The following is a 13,513-nucleotide window of genomic DNA, read 5'->3' as shown; positions in this document are numbered from 1 at the left end:
AAGGCAAAGCGGCCGTTCCCGCGCGATTTAGGGAGTGTAGCGGTGTTCCCGGGGTTCGGCGAGAGGTAAATGCGGGAACCCGAGCACAAAAGCGCGTCAAGTCCCGCTCGTCATTCCGGGGCGATGCGAAGCGTCGAGCCCGGAATCCATAACCCCAGGCCAACATCGGGCACGAGACGGTAGCCAGCAGCCGCGGCCACATAACCGCCTGTGGTTATGGGTTCCGGGCTCGCACTGCGCGCGCCCCGGAACGACGACCGTCTCTTAATTCTCGTCCCGGGCCGCGTTCACGGCGGCGGCGAGCCATCCCCTCGCCTCCTCGAGCTTCACCCACTCGAATTCGGGGAGCTGATGCCGAAACCAGGTGAATTGCCGCTTCGCATAGTGGCGGGTGTCGGCGCGTCCGATCGTGGCGGCGTCCTCCAGGCTAAGCTCGCCGCGCAGATGCCGGATCAGCGCCGGCACGCCATGGGCCTTCATCGCCGGGAGCAGCGGATCGAGCTGGCGGGCGGCCAGTCGCTCGACCTCCTTCAGCGCACCGGCACCCAGCATCGCGTCGAAACGCGCATCGATGCGGGCATAGAGCTCGTCGCGCTCGGGCGCGAGGAACACCGCGCGATAACTGTCCCTGGGCAAGAGCGGCGGCTGGCCCTCATGGTGCCAATCCAGCAACGAGCGGCCGGTCGCCTCGATCACTTCGAGCGCGCGCGCGATCCGGGTCCGGTCGCGCAGGTTCAATCGCTCGGCCGCACGCGGATCGCGGCGCGCGAGTTCCGCATGCAGCGCCTCGACGCCGTTCCGCTCCAGCCGGGCGCGCACGTCCTCGCGCACATCAGCAGGGATCGGAGGCACCACGGAGAGGCCCGCCGTCAGCGCCTTGAAATAGAGCCCGGTGCCGCCGATGAAGATCGGCAGGCGGCCTTCCACTTGCGTCTCTTCGAGCGCCTTGGCTGCATCGCTCACCCAGGCACCGGCCGAGAAATTCACGGCCGCATCGACATGGCCGTAGAGCCGGTGCGGCGCGCGCGCCTCCTCGCCATGGGTGGGGCGTGCCGTGATGATGCGGAGGTCGCGGTAGACCTGCATGGAATCGGCATTGATGACGGTGCCGCCGGCGCTGAGGGCAAGCTCCAGCGCCAGCGCCGACTTGCCGCTGGCGGTCGGGCCTGCGATAAGCACGGCCTTGCTCGTATGCCCCTCGCTCACGAAAACCTCAAATGTCCCTCGTCGCCACGCTGATCTGCCACCCCGACAATCCCGCGCTCGACTCTACCATCGTCGACGGCGCCCGCGCCGTGCTGCCGAAGGCGCAACCGGCGCACTGGCTGTTCGACGGGGTTGCGGTCGATATTCCGTTCGGCGCGCAGGATAACCTCGAAGGCGACCGTCACGCCATCGAGCAGCGGCTCCGCGAGCTGCGCGGCGACCTGCCCATCGACATCGTGGTGCAGCCTGTCGGCTTCCGGCGCAAGAAACTTTTTCTCGCCGACATGGATTCCACCATGATCGGCCAGGAATGCATCGACGAGCTCGCCGATCTCGTCGGGATGAAGGCCCATGTCGCCGCCATCACGGAACGGGCGATGCGCGGCGAGATCGAGTTCGAGCCGGCGCTGCGCGAACGCGTCGCGCTGCTGAAGGGTCTTCCCGCCAGCGTGGTCGACGAGGTGCTGGATAAGCGCATCACGCTGACCCCAGGCGGCCGCGCGCTGGTCGCGACCATGCGTAAACATGGCGCCTACACCTGCCTGGTCTCCGGCGGCTTCACCCTGTTCACCAGCGCGGTCGCCGCCAAGATCGGCTTCCAGGAGAACCGCGCCAACGAGCTCGTCGTGCGCGACGGCAAGTTCACCGGCGAGGTCAAGGAGCCGATCCTCGGCCGCGCGGCAAAACTCGCGACGCTGGTGGATCTGATGGAATCGTTCGACCTCGACGACATCGACTCCGTCGTGGTCGGCGACGGTGCCAATGACCTCGCGATGATCCAGGCGGCGGGCCTGGGCGTTGCGTATCACGCCAAGCCGGCGGTCGCCGCGGCTGCGGCGGCACGGATCGATCACGGTGATCTCACCGCGCTGCTGTATGCGCAGGGCTACCGGCGCGACGAGTTTGTGGAAGCGTAGCTTCTAGCTGCACGCCAAGCACCCGTAGGGTGGGCAAAAGCGCGTCAGCGCCGTGCCCACCACTCTTGATGCAAGGGAAGAAAGTTGGTGGGCACGCTTCGCTTTGCCCACCCTACGAGACTGTGCGGCGACTACTGCACGCTCAGCGCGACGAACCGCAATTCGCCGTCACCGTTCGAGACCAGCAACAACACCGACTTCTTGCCGTCCTTCTTGAGCTGGTCGACGCGCTTCTGGATGTCGGCGCCGCTGGAGACGGCCTCCTGCGCGACTTCGACGATGACGTCGCCGGCGGAGAGGCGCTTCTCGGCCGCATCCGAATTGGCGTCGACATTGGTGACGACCACGCCCTTGACGCTGTCTTTGATCTTGTAGCGCGAGCGCAGGTCCTTGCTCAGCGCGGCGAGATCGAGGCCGAGCGCTTTCTGCGTCACCAGCTTCTCGGGCGGGGGCTCGTCGGTCTTCACCGCGGCCTGCACCTTGTCGGGATCCTGCAAGCGGCCGAGCGTGACCTTCTTGGTCTGCTCCTCGCCCTTGCGGATGATGACGACGTCGACCTCCTTGCCGACCGCGGTGTCGGCGACGACGCGAGAGAGGTCCTTGGGGTCCTTGACGTCCTTGCCGTCGAACTTGACCACGACGTCGCCGGGCTCGATGCCGGCGGGCTTGGCCGGGCCCTTGTCGTCGACGCCCGCCACCAGCGCGCCGCGCGCGGGCTTGATGTTGAGGCTCTCGGCGATCTCGTCGGTGACGCCCTGGATGCGCACTCCGAGCCAGCCGCGGCGCAGCTCGCCGAACTGGCGGAGCTGGTCGACGACACCCGCGACCGTCTTCGACGGCACCGCGAAGCCGATGCCGATCGAGCCGCCGGACGGCGAGATGATCAGGGTGTTGACGCCGATGACGTCGCCTTCGAGGTTGAACAGCGGACCGCCGGAATTGCCGCGGTTGATGGCGGCGTCGGTCTGGATGTAGCTGTCATAGGGCCCCGAGGAGATGTCGCGGTTCTTGGCCGAGACGATGCCGGCCGTCACCGTGCCGCCCAGGCTGAACGGATTGCCGATCGCGACCACCCAATCGCCGAGGCGCAGCTTGTCGCTGTCGCCGAACTTCACCGCGACCAGCGGCTTCGGCGGCTTGAACTTGAGCACGGCAAGGTCGGTCTTCTTGTCGACGCCGACCAGATCGGCCTTGATCTTGGTGCCGTCGTTGAGGATGACGTTGATCTCGTCGGCGTCGGCAATGACGTGGTTGTTGGTGACGACGACGCCTGCCGTGTCGATGATGAAGCCGGACCCGAGCGAGTTGGTCTTGCGCGGCGGCCCGCTGCCATTATCGCCGCCCTTGCTGCCACCACCGGGGCCTTTGCGGTTCTTGAAGAAGTCGTCGAAGAACTCCTCGAAGGGCGAGCCGGGCGGCAGTTGCGGCATGGTGTTGGCGCCGCCCTTGGCCTCGACGGTCTGCGAGGTCGAGATGTTGACGACCGCGTCGATCACCTTCTCGGCGACGTCGGCAATGCCCTCCGGTCCTCGCGCATGAGCCGGCGTGCCGAACGCGCTGAATGCACTGACGGCGAGCGCGGCCAGCCCTAAGCGCAAGCGGGTTGGGGCAATGGTGGCAGCGGTCATTGGTTTCTCCAGAGAAAAGGATTCGGCGCCAAGGATTCGGTTCCAAGACTGCGCTCGAACGGGGGGAGCGCGCAAGCGCGGAGCTTAACGGGGCCTCAGGACCCGGATAATACGGCGAAAACCGGTCCTTCGCCTTCACTTTGGCGTTGTCGTGACGCTCAAATCGGGCGGCGCATAACCCAGATCAGGATCAGACCGGCCACAGCCGAGCCGATCCCGACCGCCCGCAGGATATTGTCCGGCGTGGCGATGGCGCTTTTCATGGCCTTGCGCATCCAGTTCGGACTTGCCGCGAACATCAAGCCTTCCAGCACGAACAGGATGCCCAAGCCGATGAGGAAGTCGGCGAACGCAATGGACCTCATCGGATTGGAACCTTCCGTTATGCTGTTCTTGTGTGGACGCAGGGCGGCACACTTGCCGCCCCTTGTCTAGCTTACGGCTTCGCCGGCGTCTCGGTCGCCGCCCTGCCGGACGGGCTACCGAAATACCGGAAGAAATCCGAGTCCGGCCGCAACAGGAAGCGGGTGTCGCTCGACTTCAGCCCGTTCTCATAGGCGGTCATTGACCGGTAGAAGGCGAAGAAGTCGGCATCCTTGCTATAGGCCTCGGCGAACAGGCGGTTGCGCTCGGCATCGCCGGCACCGCGGGTCTGATCGGCCTGCGAATTGGCTTCCGCGACAATGACGGTCGCCTCGCGATCGGCCTTCGACTTGATCTCCTGTGCCTTCTGGCCGCCCTGGGCGCGGAACTCGGCGGCTTCGCGCTCGCGCTCGGTCTTCATGCGCAGATAGACCGCCTGGCTGTTCTGCTCCGGCAGATCGGCGCGGCGGATCCGGACGTCGACCACCTGGATGCCGTAGCCGTCGGCCTCGCGATCGAGCTGATCGCGGATGCGCAGCATCAGCTTCTCGCGGTCATCGCGGACCACGTTGATGAAGGTGACCTCACCGAGCACGCGGCGCAGCGCCGCGTTGAGGAGCGTGGTGAGCTGGATGTTGGCGGCCTGGATCGAGCCGACGCTCTGGTAGAAGCGCAGCGCGTCCTTGATGCGGTAGCGCGCGAAGGCGTCGACCACGAGCCGCTTCTGGTCGGACGCGATCGCTTCCTGCGACGGGTTCTCGAGGTCGAGAATGCGCTTGTCGATGTTGATCACCGAATTCCACGGCGCCTTGAAGTGCAGGCCGGGAGCGGTGACGACGTCGACGGGCCGGCCAAACTGCAGCACGATGGTCTGCTCGGTCTGCTGCACCGTGAACAACGACATGTAGCCGACGATCACGACGAGCAGGAGTGCGAGCAGCGTGACGATACCTGTGACCGGAGACCTCATCGGTTGCCTCCGCCCGACTGCTGACCGCTGGTCGGCGGCCGCTTGGTCGTCAATTCGTTCAGCGGCAGATAGGGCACGACGCCCTGGCCGCCCGGACCGCCGTCATAGACGAGCTTGTCCGCACCGCCGAGCACCCGCTCCATGGTCTCCAGATAGATCCGTTCACGCGTCACGTCGGGCGCCTTCTTGTATTCCTCGTAAACCTTCAGGAAGCGCGCGCTCTGGCCCTTGGCCTCGGCGATCGCCTGCTCCCGGTAGCCTTCGGCGGCCTGGAGGATCTGCGCCGCGCGTCCGCGCGCCTGCGGCACCACCTGGTTGGCGTAGGTCTGGGCTTCGTTCTGCAGCTGCTCGAGATTGGCGCGTGCCGCCTGCACGTCGCGGAAGGCAGCGATGACCTCGCCCGGCGGGTCGACCTTCTGCATCTGCACCTGGGTGATGAGAATGCCGGAGCCGTAACCGTCCAGGGTCCTCTGGATCAGTTCCTGCACGCCCTGCTCGGTAACGTTGCGCGCGCCGGTCAGGATCGGCTGGATCTGCGATCGGCCGATCACCTCGCGCATCGCGCTCTCGGCGACCGCCTTCACGGTGCCTTCGGGATTCTGGATGTTGAAGAGGAAGTCACCGACGCCGTCCGGCTTGATGCGCCAGAGCACGGTGAAGTCGACGTCGACGATGTTCTCGTCGCCGGTCAGCATCAGGCTCTCTTCCGGCACGTCACGAATGGAGCGGCCTCGCCGCGCCGGATCGTCGATCAGCGTCATGCCGATCGAGATGGTGTTGACGCGCAATGCCTTCGGCAGCAGCACGGTCTCGATCGGATAGGGCAGATGATAGTTCAGGCCCGGCTGCACGGTGCGAACGTGCTTGCCGAAGCGCAGCACGACGCCGAGCTCTTCGGACTGCACACGGAAGAAGCCCGACAGCAGCCAGAACGCGACGATGATCAGGATGATCAGCGTGATGCCGATGCCGGAGAAATAACCGCCCGGCATGATCTGCTGGAGACGGTCCTGGCCGCGCCGCAGAAGGTCTTCCAGATCCGGCGGCCTCGGCCCGACCGGTTGCGGGCCCGTGCCCCATGGTCCTTTTGGACCAGAGCCCCAAGGGCCACCGCCCTGATTCTTCCACGGCATTCGACGCTCTCCTCGGCAGACCGGGACTAAAACTAACCCGGCCCGCATTGTCCGGTCCGGCTTTATAGGGGACCGGCAGGTCCCTTACAACGCAGCCCTCGCCGTCTTCCGAGCTATGCTCGGGCACGAAAAAGTCAATGTAAACATTGGCGAAAGCGGTTAATGGGACGACCGCCGACGATATGTCACATAGGAGTAGTCGGCGCTGTCATCAGGGCCGGCCGGATGGCGGACACGCGCCACCTCGCCCCATTCCGCCTTGTCGATGTCGAAATGGGTATCGCCGTCGGGGCGCGCATGCACCTCGGTGATTTCGAGGCGATCGGCGCGATCGAGCCATTGCCGATAGATCTCGGCACCGCCGATGATTACGATCTCGGCGACCGAACGCCGCAGGGCATCGCCGCGCGCGACGTCGCCCGCAGCCGCCGCCGATGTCGTGACGATGGCACCCGCGGCGCGATAATCCGCATCGCGCGTGATCACGATGTTGGTACGCCCCGGCAGCGGCCTGCGCAGCGACTCGAACGTCTTGCGGCCCATGATCACGGGCTTGCCGATGGTGAGCGCCTTGAAGCGCGCCATGTCGGATTTCAATCGCCACGGGATCGCGTTGCCCGCGCCGATGACGCCGTTCTCCGCAATCGCGACGACGAAGAAGATCTCCATCAGTTGGAGCTCCCGGCAAGCCGCCTCAAGGCGGGACCGCTGACGCGGCACAGCGTCCAGTCGTCCATCATCACCGCGCCGAGCGATTTGTAGAACGCGATCGACGGCGCATTCCAGTCGAGCACCGCCCATTGCAGGCGCGACCAGCCATTGTCGACGCATTCCTTGGCGAGATAGACCAGCAGCGCCTCGCCGAGGCCCCTGCCCCGATGCGACGGCCGCACGTAGAGATCTTCGAGATAGATGCCGTGGCGGCCGCTAAAGGTGGAGAAATTCGTAAACCAGACCGCGAAGCCGACCGGCTCGCTGTTCCACTCGGCAATCGCGCAGTAAAGCCGCGGATCGCTGCCGAACAGGGCGTCAGCAATCATCTCTTCGGTTGCTTCGACCTCGTGCGAGAGCTTCTCGTATTCGGCAAGCTCGCGGATGAAGGCAAGAACGAGCCCGGCCTCGTCCGCGCGCGCGCGGCGGATGTTGAGAGACATCCGCGTCAGACCGCGACTTCCGCCTTGATGTGCGGATGCGGGTCATAGCCGACGAGTTCAAAGTCCTCATAGCGGAAGGAGAAGATATCCTTCACGTCAGGATTGATCCGCATCACCGGCAGCGCGCGCGGCGCGCGCGTGAGCTGAAGCCGCGCCTGCTCCAGATGATTGGAATAGAGGTGGGTGTCGCCGAGCGAGTGCACGAAGTCGCCGGGCTTCAGGCCCGTGACCTGCGCCATCATCATGGTGAGCAGCGCGTAGGAGGCGATGTTGAAGGGCACGCCGAGGAACACGTCGGCCGAGCGCTGATAGAGCTGGCACGATAGCTTGCCGTTGGCGACATAGAACTGGAACAGCAGGTGGCAGGGCGGCAACGCCATCTTCTCGACGTCGGCCGGATTCCAGGCGGTGACGATCAGCCGGCGCGAATCCGGGGTCCGCTTGATCATGTCGATGACATTGGCGATCTGGTCGATGCTGCGCCCGTCGGCCGTGGGCCAGGAACGCCATTGATGGCCATAGACCGGACCGAGATCGCCGTTGGCATCGGCCCATTCGTCCCAGATGGTGACGCCGTTGTCCTTGAGGTATTTGATGTTGGTGTCGCCCTTCAGGAACCACAGCAGCTCATGCACGATCGCCTTCAGCGGCAGCCGCTTGGTGGTCAGCATCGGGAAGCCGGCCGACAGGTTGAAGCGCATCTGATGGCCGAACACCGACAGCGTGCCGGTGCCGGTCCGGTCGGTCTTCTCGGCGCCGTCTGAAAGAATCCGCTCGAGCAGGTCCTGATATTGGTGCATGTGCGATAGAGCCTTTGGGGAGGCGGCGAACTTAACGGCCGCCCCCGCGCTGCGACAGCGGCGATTCGCTGCTCCCACAGATTATACCCGGAAAAGGTGAGCGTTCCCGGGGCAAACGACAAGGGGCGGAACTTGCATCCCGCCCCTTGCCTATCGGCTTGAAAGTGCTGGCTAAGTCGCCGGCTTGAGCACCGGGCTCCACTTCGCGATCTCGTTCTTGACGAGGGTCGCCAGGGCTTCCGGCGTCCGGTCCTTGGCGGCCGGGATGACGCTGCCGAGCTCGAGCAGGCGCTTCTTCACGGTCTCGTCGTCGAGCGCCTTGATGGCGGCCGCGTTCAGGCTCGCGATGATCGCGGGCGACGTTCCCTTGGGCGCGAACATCGCGTTCCAGGCCTGGGCCTGGAAGTTCGGCAGGCCGGCTTCCGCCGTGGTCGGCACGTTCGGCAGCGATGGATTGCGCTCGGGCGTTGCGATCGCATAGGCCTTGATGGTGCCGGCGTTGATCTGCGGAACCGCGTTGACGATCTGGTCGCACATGTAGTCGACCTGGCCCGCCACCAGCGCGTTCATCGCCGGACCCGTGCCGTTGAAGGGCACGCCGACCGGCTTGACGTCGAGGATCGAGTGCAGGAGCTCGCAGGAGACATGCGAGACCGAGCCGACGCCGGCATGCGCCGCATTCACCTTCTCGGCATTCGCCTTCACGTAAGTCACGAACTCCTTGAGATCCTTCGGCGGAAAGTCCTTGCGCGCGAGGATCAGGATCGGCGTGCCCGCGAGCAACGCGATCGGCTCAAAATCCTTTTCGGGATGATAGGCGAGCTTGGGATAGAGCGGCACGGATGCCGCGTGCGTGCCCATATGCCCGGTGATGAGCGTATAGCCGTCATTGGCCGCGCGTGCGGCGCGCGTGGTCGCGGTGGTGCCGCCGGCGCCGACCACGTTCTCGATGATGATGCTCTGCCCCAGCGTCTGAGCCATATGCGCGGTAACGATGCGCGAGATGACATCGGTCGGCCCGCCCGCTGCGAACGGCACGATCATGGTGATGCTGCGCGTCGGATAGTTTTGCGCTTTCACCGGTGCGACAAAGGCGCACAGCGATGCGAGCGCGGCAGCACATGCGCCCGTAGCAAGCACGCGAAGAGAGGTCATATCGTTTTCCCCGGGACACAAACAAAAATGCCGGCCACAAGGGCCGGCATTTTCATGTCACGAAGACATCACACACGTCGATTCGACTTCCGAATGCGGCGCGCGGACGCAGGGCGCAGCGCGGACGCAGGGCCGCGCGGACGCGATCAGTTCTCGGACTCGGTGAACACCTCGTCGCGCTTGGCACGCAGCGTCGGCAACACCGTGAGCACCAACAGGCCGAACGAGATCGCCAGCAGCACCGCCGACAGCGGCCGCGTCAGGAACACGCTCCAGTCGCCGCGCGAGATCAGCAGCGCACGGCGCAGGTTCTCTTCCATCAGCGGTCCCAGCACCATGCCGAGCAGCAGCGGCGCCGGCTCGAAATCGTGCTTGATCAGCCAGTAGCCGACCAGGCCGAACACGCCTGCGAGGATGACGTCGACCGGGGCGTTGTTCACCGAGTAGATGCCGATCGCGCAGAAGATCACGATCGAGGGGAACATCAGCCGGTAAGGCACACGCAGCAGGCGGACCCAGATGCCGACCAGCGGCAGGTTGATGATGATCAGCATCAGGTTGCCGATCCACATCGAGGCGATCATGCCCCAGACGAGATCCGGCTGCTTCTGCATCACCTGCGGACCCGGCACGATGCCGTGGATCGTCATCGCGCCGACCATCAGCGCCATCACCGCGTTCGGCGGGATGCCGAGGGTGAGCAGCGGGATGAAGGAGGTCTGCGCTGCGGCATTGTTGGCGCTTTCCGGCGCCGCCACGCCCTCGATCGCGCCGCGGCCGAACCGCTTCGGATCCTTCGCGAGCTTCTTCTCGAGCGTGTAGGCCGCGAACGAGGCGATCACCGCGCCGCCGCCCGGAAGGATGCCGAGGATCGAGCCGAGCACGGTGCCGCGCAGGATCGGTGGCGTCGAGTCGATCAGGTCCTTCCTGGTCGGCATCAGGCCGGTGATCTTCTGCTGCACGAGGTCGCGGTTCATCTCGGCGCCGGCGTCGAGATTGCGGATGATCTCGGCGAAGCCGAATACACCCATCGCCACCGTCGCAAAGCCGAGACCGTCGGCGAGCTCCGGAATGTTGAAGGCCATGCGCGAGGCGCCGGTCTCGATGTCCGAGCCGACTATCGAGAGCAAGAGGCCGAACACGATCATCGCGATCGCCTTCAGCACCGAGCCCTTGGCCAGCACGACCGCGAAGATCAGGCCGAGCACCATCAGCGAGAAATATTCGGCCGGACCGAACGCCAGCGCGAGCTTCGTGAGCGGCGCGCCGAGGACGGCGATCAAGACGGTCGCGACGCAGCCGGCAAAAAACGAGCCGATCGCCGCGATCGCCAGCGCCGGGCCGGCACGGCCCTGCTTGGCCATCTGGTGGCCGTCGATGGCGGTGACGACCGATGTCGCCTCACCTGGAATATTGACCAGGATCGACGTGGTCGAGCCGCCATATTGCGCGCCGTAATAGATGCCGGCGAGCATGATCAGCGCGCCGACCGGCGGCAGACCGAAGGTGATCGGCAGCAGCATCGCGACGGTCGCGATGGTGCCGATACCGGGGAGAACGCCGACCAGCGTGCCGACGAGGGCACCGATCAGGCACATCAGGAGGTTGATCGGAGAGAGCGCGACGGCGAAGCCGTGAGCGAGGTTGGCAAAAATATCCATCACGCCCTCACTGGATCAGGAAACGCGGAAACATCGGCATCGGCAGGCCGAGCACGTAGGGGAATAGGATCGCGCAGCCGAGCGTCAGGCAGGCGCCGACGATGGCGGCCTCCAGCCACCGCGTCTCATGCGACCCGGTTGCGGCGATCATGAAGCTTGCGAAGGCCGTGACGACGAGGCCGAGCGGGCGGATCGAGAGCGCGAAGAACAGGATCGCAACCATCACGAACAGCGGCCCGCGCCAGGAATAATGGGACATTCCCGGCCCGTCGGTCAGAAGGCCGGTCAGGGCGATGCCGGCGGACAGCGCGACCAGAAGCCCGCCGAACATCCGCGGCGCGGTGCCTGCGCCGAAGGAGAAACCGCGCATGCCCTGCAAATCGCTCGAAGCCCACAGCGCAAACAGGGCGACCGCCATCAGAATGACGCCGCCGACATAGTCCTGCGCCGAGCGGATGGTCATGAACAGCGTGACGATCGCCACCGCGAAGATCGGATAGGAATAGATCAGCGCCAGCAGCACATCGGAGGACGCCTTCTTGGTCTCACCGCCGGCCGCTGCGATCAGGGCTGCGGGCGCACCCGCCACCAGCGCGGTGGCGTGGCTGATCAGCACGGTGGCCGGGCCACGTCCCGCACCCCAGCCGAAGATCGTCCCGATCGACCAGATGAATTCGAAAATCTGCGGCGCAAGCGCCAGCAGACAAAAGCCGAGCGCCACCGCGGTGTTTCGGGTGGCTGTCGCCGAGTGGCCCATCGTATCGGCCATGCATGTCTCCTCCGCGACCCGTAAGTCACGAGCACTGTTGTTCTAAATCGGCTGGAAAGGGATCCCCGGGCCGCATCACTGCCTAGCGATTTTCATCACACAATGCCAGCAAAACCCAACGCTCCTCCGGCGAGCAGGAGCCAGAGCGGGTTGATGCGCGAGACCGACGCGATCACCGCAACCATCGCGGTCAGAAGCAGTGCAACAAGCGTGCGATCGGTCGACTGGGCCAGGATCAGGGCGCTCGCTGCCATCAATCCGATCGACAGCGGAACCAGTGCAGCCTGGATCAGGCCGGGCCAGCGCGACTGGCTGGGCCGGCTCAGCAGACCGCTGACATAATAGGCAAGCAACGCGGTCGGCAGGCACATCGCCAGCGTCGCCGCCAAGGCCCCGGGAATGCCGGCAACGGCATAGCCGATTAACGTGACGATAAGCACGTTCGGACCTGGCGAGAGCTGCGCGATCGCAAAGGCATCCGTGAACTGTTTCTCGGTCATCCAGTGATGCACGTCGACCGCGATGCGGTGCATCTCCGGCACCGCCGCCGCGGCGCCGCCGACCGCAAACAGCGACATTAGACCAAAGGTGGAGATCAGCGCCCAGATCGGGTTTTCGTTGGTCATGCTGCTACCTTCCGCCGCATCAGATATGTGACGCCGATGCTGACGGGGATCGCGACCAGCAGCACCGCCTGGAGCGGCAGGCGGAGCACGCCGATGGCGACGAACACGCCGAGCATCAGGAGGAGCACCACGACATCCATCCGCTTCAGCAGCGGCGTCATCATGCGGAAGACCACCGCGATCAGGAGGCCGACCGCGGAGCAGGAAATCCCGGCGAGGATTCGGCGCAGCACCTCGACGTCGCCGAACCGGGCATAGATGATCGCGAGCACGGTCATGATCAGTGTCGGCGGCAGCAACAGCCCGCTGAAGGCGGCAATGCCGCCGGCGATCCCGCGCAGCCGCGAGCCGAACACCATCGACAGATTGACGATGTTGGGCCCGGGCAGGAAATGGCAGAGCGCAAAAGTCTCGTTGAACTCGTCCGCCGTCATCCAGCGGTGCTGATCGACGATGGCGTGCCGGGCGAACACCAAGACCCCGCCGAAACCGGCCAGCGACATCCGGGCGAAGGCCAGGAACAGCGCCAGCAAGCCGGGCGGCGGGGCGTGGGCGACGGGGATATCCGGCTCTTGAACGGCCGGTACGGAATCCGGGGGCATGTCAGGAGCTTAGAACGGGCGCAGCGGCGCGGCCAAGGTGATAGGCGGACCTTCCGGAACCTATCCAAAGGGAACCGCGCGATCGCCGCTCGAAACCTCTGTTTTTTGAAACCTTTGCCCCCTATATTGGGGGTGCCGGTTCGCCGGCTATGGAAATAAACGGTCGTCGTAATAAACCATTCGGACCCGGGGGCGGTACCCGGCGCCTCCACCAAAGCCCACCCTTGGGCTGTTGCCAGAGCGGGCTTTGGCGGGGGCGAAATAGGATCGACGAGGGCGTAAAGGGCGTGCTTTTTCCCGGTATTGTTCCGCCGTTATCGGGCTACTGCAATAGTTGCCAACGACAACTTTGCTCCGGTTGCTCAGGCTGCGTAACGCAGTTTGAAAGACCACTCTAAAGTCCTAGCGGGTTAAGCTCCGCTAGGCGGGGTTCGGAGGCACCTGGCAACAGAAGCCTCCACTTTACTCTTTGATTTCCTCTCCGGCGGGGACTCCTGCTGACCCGTCAGGCGCGGTACTATTGCGGCTT

The 13,513-nt window shown here is 65.1% G+C and carries 14 protein-coding genes and 1 other RNA gene; 2 read left to right on the top strand and 13 right to left on the bottom strand.

Annotated features, from left to right (window positions below):
* Positions 1–264: 264 nt before the first annotated feature.
* A complete protein-coding gene (miaA, locus tag QA642_RS11680) occupies positions 265–1,206 on the bottom strand; it encodes a tRNA (adenosine(37)-N6)-dimethylallyltransferase MiaA (RefSeq protein WP_283084799.1) in 942 nt (313 codons plus the stop codon).
* 11 nt (positions 1,207–1,217) lie between these two features.
* Here miaA and serB point away from each other — a divergent pair, with 11 nt between their 5' ends.
* The gene (serB, locus tag QA642_RS11675) at positions 1,218–2,123 is read left to right on the top strand and encodes a phosphoserine phosphatase SerB (RefSeq protein ID WP_283084798.1); all 906 of its coding nucleotides are present in this window, start codon (positions 1,218–1,220) and stop codon (positions 2,121–2,123) included.
* A 131-nt stretch (positions 2,124–2,254) separates the two neighbouring features.
* Here serB and QA642_RS11670 read toward each other — a convergent pair whose 3' ends face one another.
* The 12 genes from QA642_RS11670 to QA642_RS11615 all read right to left on the bottom strand — a co-directional run bounded on the left by QA642_RS11670 (position 2,255) and on the right by QA642_RS11615 (position 12,984).
* Positions 2,255–3,751, bottom strand: coding sequence for a Do family serine endopeptidase (locus QA642_RS11670; protein ID WP_283084797.1), 1,497 nt, complete (start codon positions 3,749–3,751; stop codon positions 2,255–2,257).
* 158 nt (positions 3,752–3,909) lie between these two features.
* A complete protein-coding gene (locus QA642_RS11665; protein WP_057747247.1) occupies positions 3,910–4,116 on the bottom strand; it encodes a DUF2065 domain-containing protein in 207 nt (68 codons plus the stop codon).
* A 71-nt stretch (positions 4,117–4,187) separates the two neighbouring features.
* A complete protein-coding gene (locus QA642_RS11660) occupies positions 4,188–5,084 on the bottom strand; it encodes a protease modulator HflC (RefSeq protein WP_283084796.1) in 897 nt (298 codons plus the stop codon).
* Positions 5,081–6,217, bottom strand: a complete 1,137-nt coding sequence (gene hflK / locus QA642_RS11655) for an FtsH protease activity modulator HflK (RefSeq protein WP_283084795.1) — start codon at positions 6,215–6,217, stop codon at positions 5,081–5,083. The genes QA642_RS11660 and hflK overlap by 4 nt, the downstream gene beginning before the upstream one ends.
* Positions 6,218–6,376: 159 nt before the next feature.
* A complete protein-coding gene (locus QA642_RS11650) occupies positions 6,377–6,886 on the bottom strand; it encodes a dihydrofolate reductase (protein WP_283084794.1) in 510 nt (169 codons plus the stop codon).
* The gene (locus tag QA642_RS11645; protein ID WP_283084793.1) at positions 6,886–7,371 is read right to left on the bottom strand and encodes a GNAT family N-acetyltransferase; all 486 of its coding nucleotides are present in this window, start codon (positions 7,369–7,371) and stop codon (positions 6,886–6,888) included. Before QA642_RS11645 ends, QA642_RS11650 begins: the two co-directional genes overlap by 1 nt.
* 5 nt (positions 7,372–7,376) lie before the next feature.
* Positions 7,377–8,171: a thymidylate synthase gene (locus QA642_RS11640; RefSeq protein ID WP_283084792.1), complete on the bottom strand. Its 795-nt coding sequence runs from the start codon at positions 8,169–8,171 to the stop codon at positions 7,377–7,379.
* A gap of 171 nt (positions 8,172–8,342) precedes the next feature.
* Entirely contained in the window at positions 8,343–9,326 is a 984-nt protein-coding gene (locus QA642_RS11635) for a tripartite tricarboxylate transporter substrate binding protein BugD (protein WP_283084791.1), read from the bottom strand.
* A 146-nt stretch (positions 9,327–9,472) separates the two neighbouring features.
* Positions 9,473–10,987 (bottom strand): tripartite tricarboxylate transporter permease, encoded by a 1,515-nt coding sequence (locus QA642_RS11630; RefSeq protein WP_283084790.1) that lies wholly within the window; start codon positions 10,985–10,987, stop codon positions 9,473–9,475.
* Between the two features lie 7 nt (positions 10,988–10,994).
* Positions 10,995–11,756: a tripartite tricarboxylate transporter TctB family protein gene (locus QA642_RS11625; RefSeq protein WP_283084789.1), complete on the bottom strand. Its 762-nt coding sequence runs from the start codon at positions 11,754–11,756 to the stop codon at positions 10,995–10,997.
* A gap of 95 nt (positions 11,757–11,851) precedes the next feature.
* Positions 11,852–12,382 carry a chromate transporter gene (locus QA642_RS11620; protein ID WP_283084788.1) on the bottom strand — a complete coding sequence of 177 codons (531 nt, stop codon included), beginning with the start codon at positions 12,380–12,382 and terminating at the stop codon, positions 11,852–11,854.
* Positions 12,379–12,984 carry a chromate transporter gene (locus QA642_RS11615; protein ID WP_283084787.1) on the bottom strand — a complete coding sequence of 202 codons (606 nt, stop codon included), beginning with the start codon at positions 12,982–12,984 and terminating at the stop codon, positions 12,379–12,381. Before QA642_RS11615 ends, QA642_RS11620 begins: the two co-directional genes overlap by 4 nt.
* Before the next feature lie 95 nt (positions 12,985–13,079).
* On the opposite strand from QA642_RS11615, the gene ssrA reads away from it, so the two are divergent.
* Positions 13,080–13,446: a transfer-messenger RNA gene (gene ssrA, locus QA642_RS11610) on the top strand.
* The last annotated feature ends 67 nt before the right edge of the window (positions 13,447–13,513 follow it).

It is taken from the genome of Bradyrhizobium sp. CB2312 (assembly GCF_029714425.1).
Lineage (GTDB): Bacteria > Pseudomonadota > Alphaproteobacteria > Rhizobiales > Xanthobacteraceae > Bradyrhizobium.
The sequence above is the reverse complement of the archived record's forward strand: the minus strand, read 5'-3'. Positions and strand labels throughout refer to the sequence as shown.

Coding starts and splice junctions, on each gene's coding strand:
- QA642_RS11665 (WP_057747247.1), bottom strand. CDS start 4,116: ATGAGGTCCATTGCGTTCGCCGACTTCCTCATCGGCTTGGGCATCCTG.
- QA642_RS11625 (WP_283084789.1), bottom strand. CDS start 11,756: ATGGCCGATACGATGGGCCACTCGGCGACAGCCACCCGAAACACCGCG.
- QA642_RS11615 (WP_283084787.1), bottom strand. CDS start 12,984: ATGCCCCCGGATTCCGTACCGGCCGTTCAAGAGCCGGATATCCCCGTC.
- QA642_RS11630 (WP_283084790.1), bottom strand. CDS start 10,987: ATGGATATTTTTGCCAACCTCGCTCACGGCTTCGCCGTCGCGCTCTCT.
- hflK (WP_283084795.1), bottom strand. CDS start 6,217: ATGCCGTGGAAGAATCAGGGCGGTGGCCCTTGGGGCTCTGGTCCAAAA.
- QA642_RS11645 (WP_283084793.1), bottom strand. CDS start 7,371: ATGTCTCTCAACATCCGCCGCGCGCGCGCGGACGAGGCCGGGCTCGTT.
- QA642_RS11660 (WP_283084796.1), bottom strand. CDS start 5,084: ATGAGGTCTCCGGTCACAGGTATCGTCACGCTGCTCGCACTCCTGCTC.
- QA642_RS11620 (WP_283084788.1), bottom strand. CDS start 12,382: ATGACCAACGAAAACCCGATCTGGGCGCTGATCTCCACCTTTGGTCTA.
- QA642_RS11640 (WP_283084792.1), bottom strand. CDS start 8,171: ATGCACCAATATCAGGACCTGCTCGAGCGGATTCTTTCAGACGGCGCC.
- QA642_RS11670 (WP_283084797.1), bottom strand. CDS start 3,751: ATGACCGCTGCCACCATTGCCCCAACCCGCTTGCGCTTAGGGCTGGCC.
- QA642_RS11650 (WP_283084794.1), bottom strand. CDS start 6,886: ATGGAGATCTTCTTCGTCGTCGCGATTGCGGAGAACGGCGTCATCGGC.
- serB (WP_283084798.1), top strand. CDS start 1,218: ATGTCCCTCGTCGCCACGCTGATCTGCCACCCCGACAATCCCGCGCTC.
- QA642_RS11635 (WP_283084791.1), bottom strand. CDS start 9,326: ATGACCTCTCTTCGCGTGCTTGCTACGGGCGCATGTGCTGCCGCGCTC.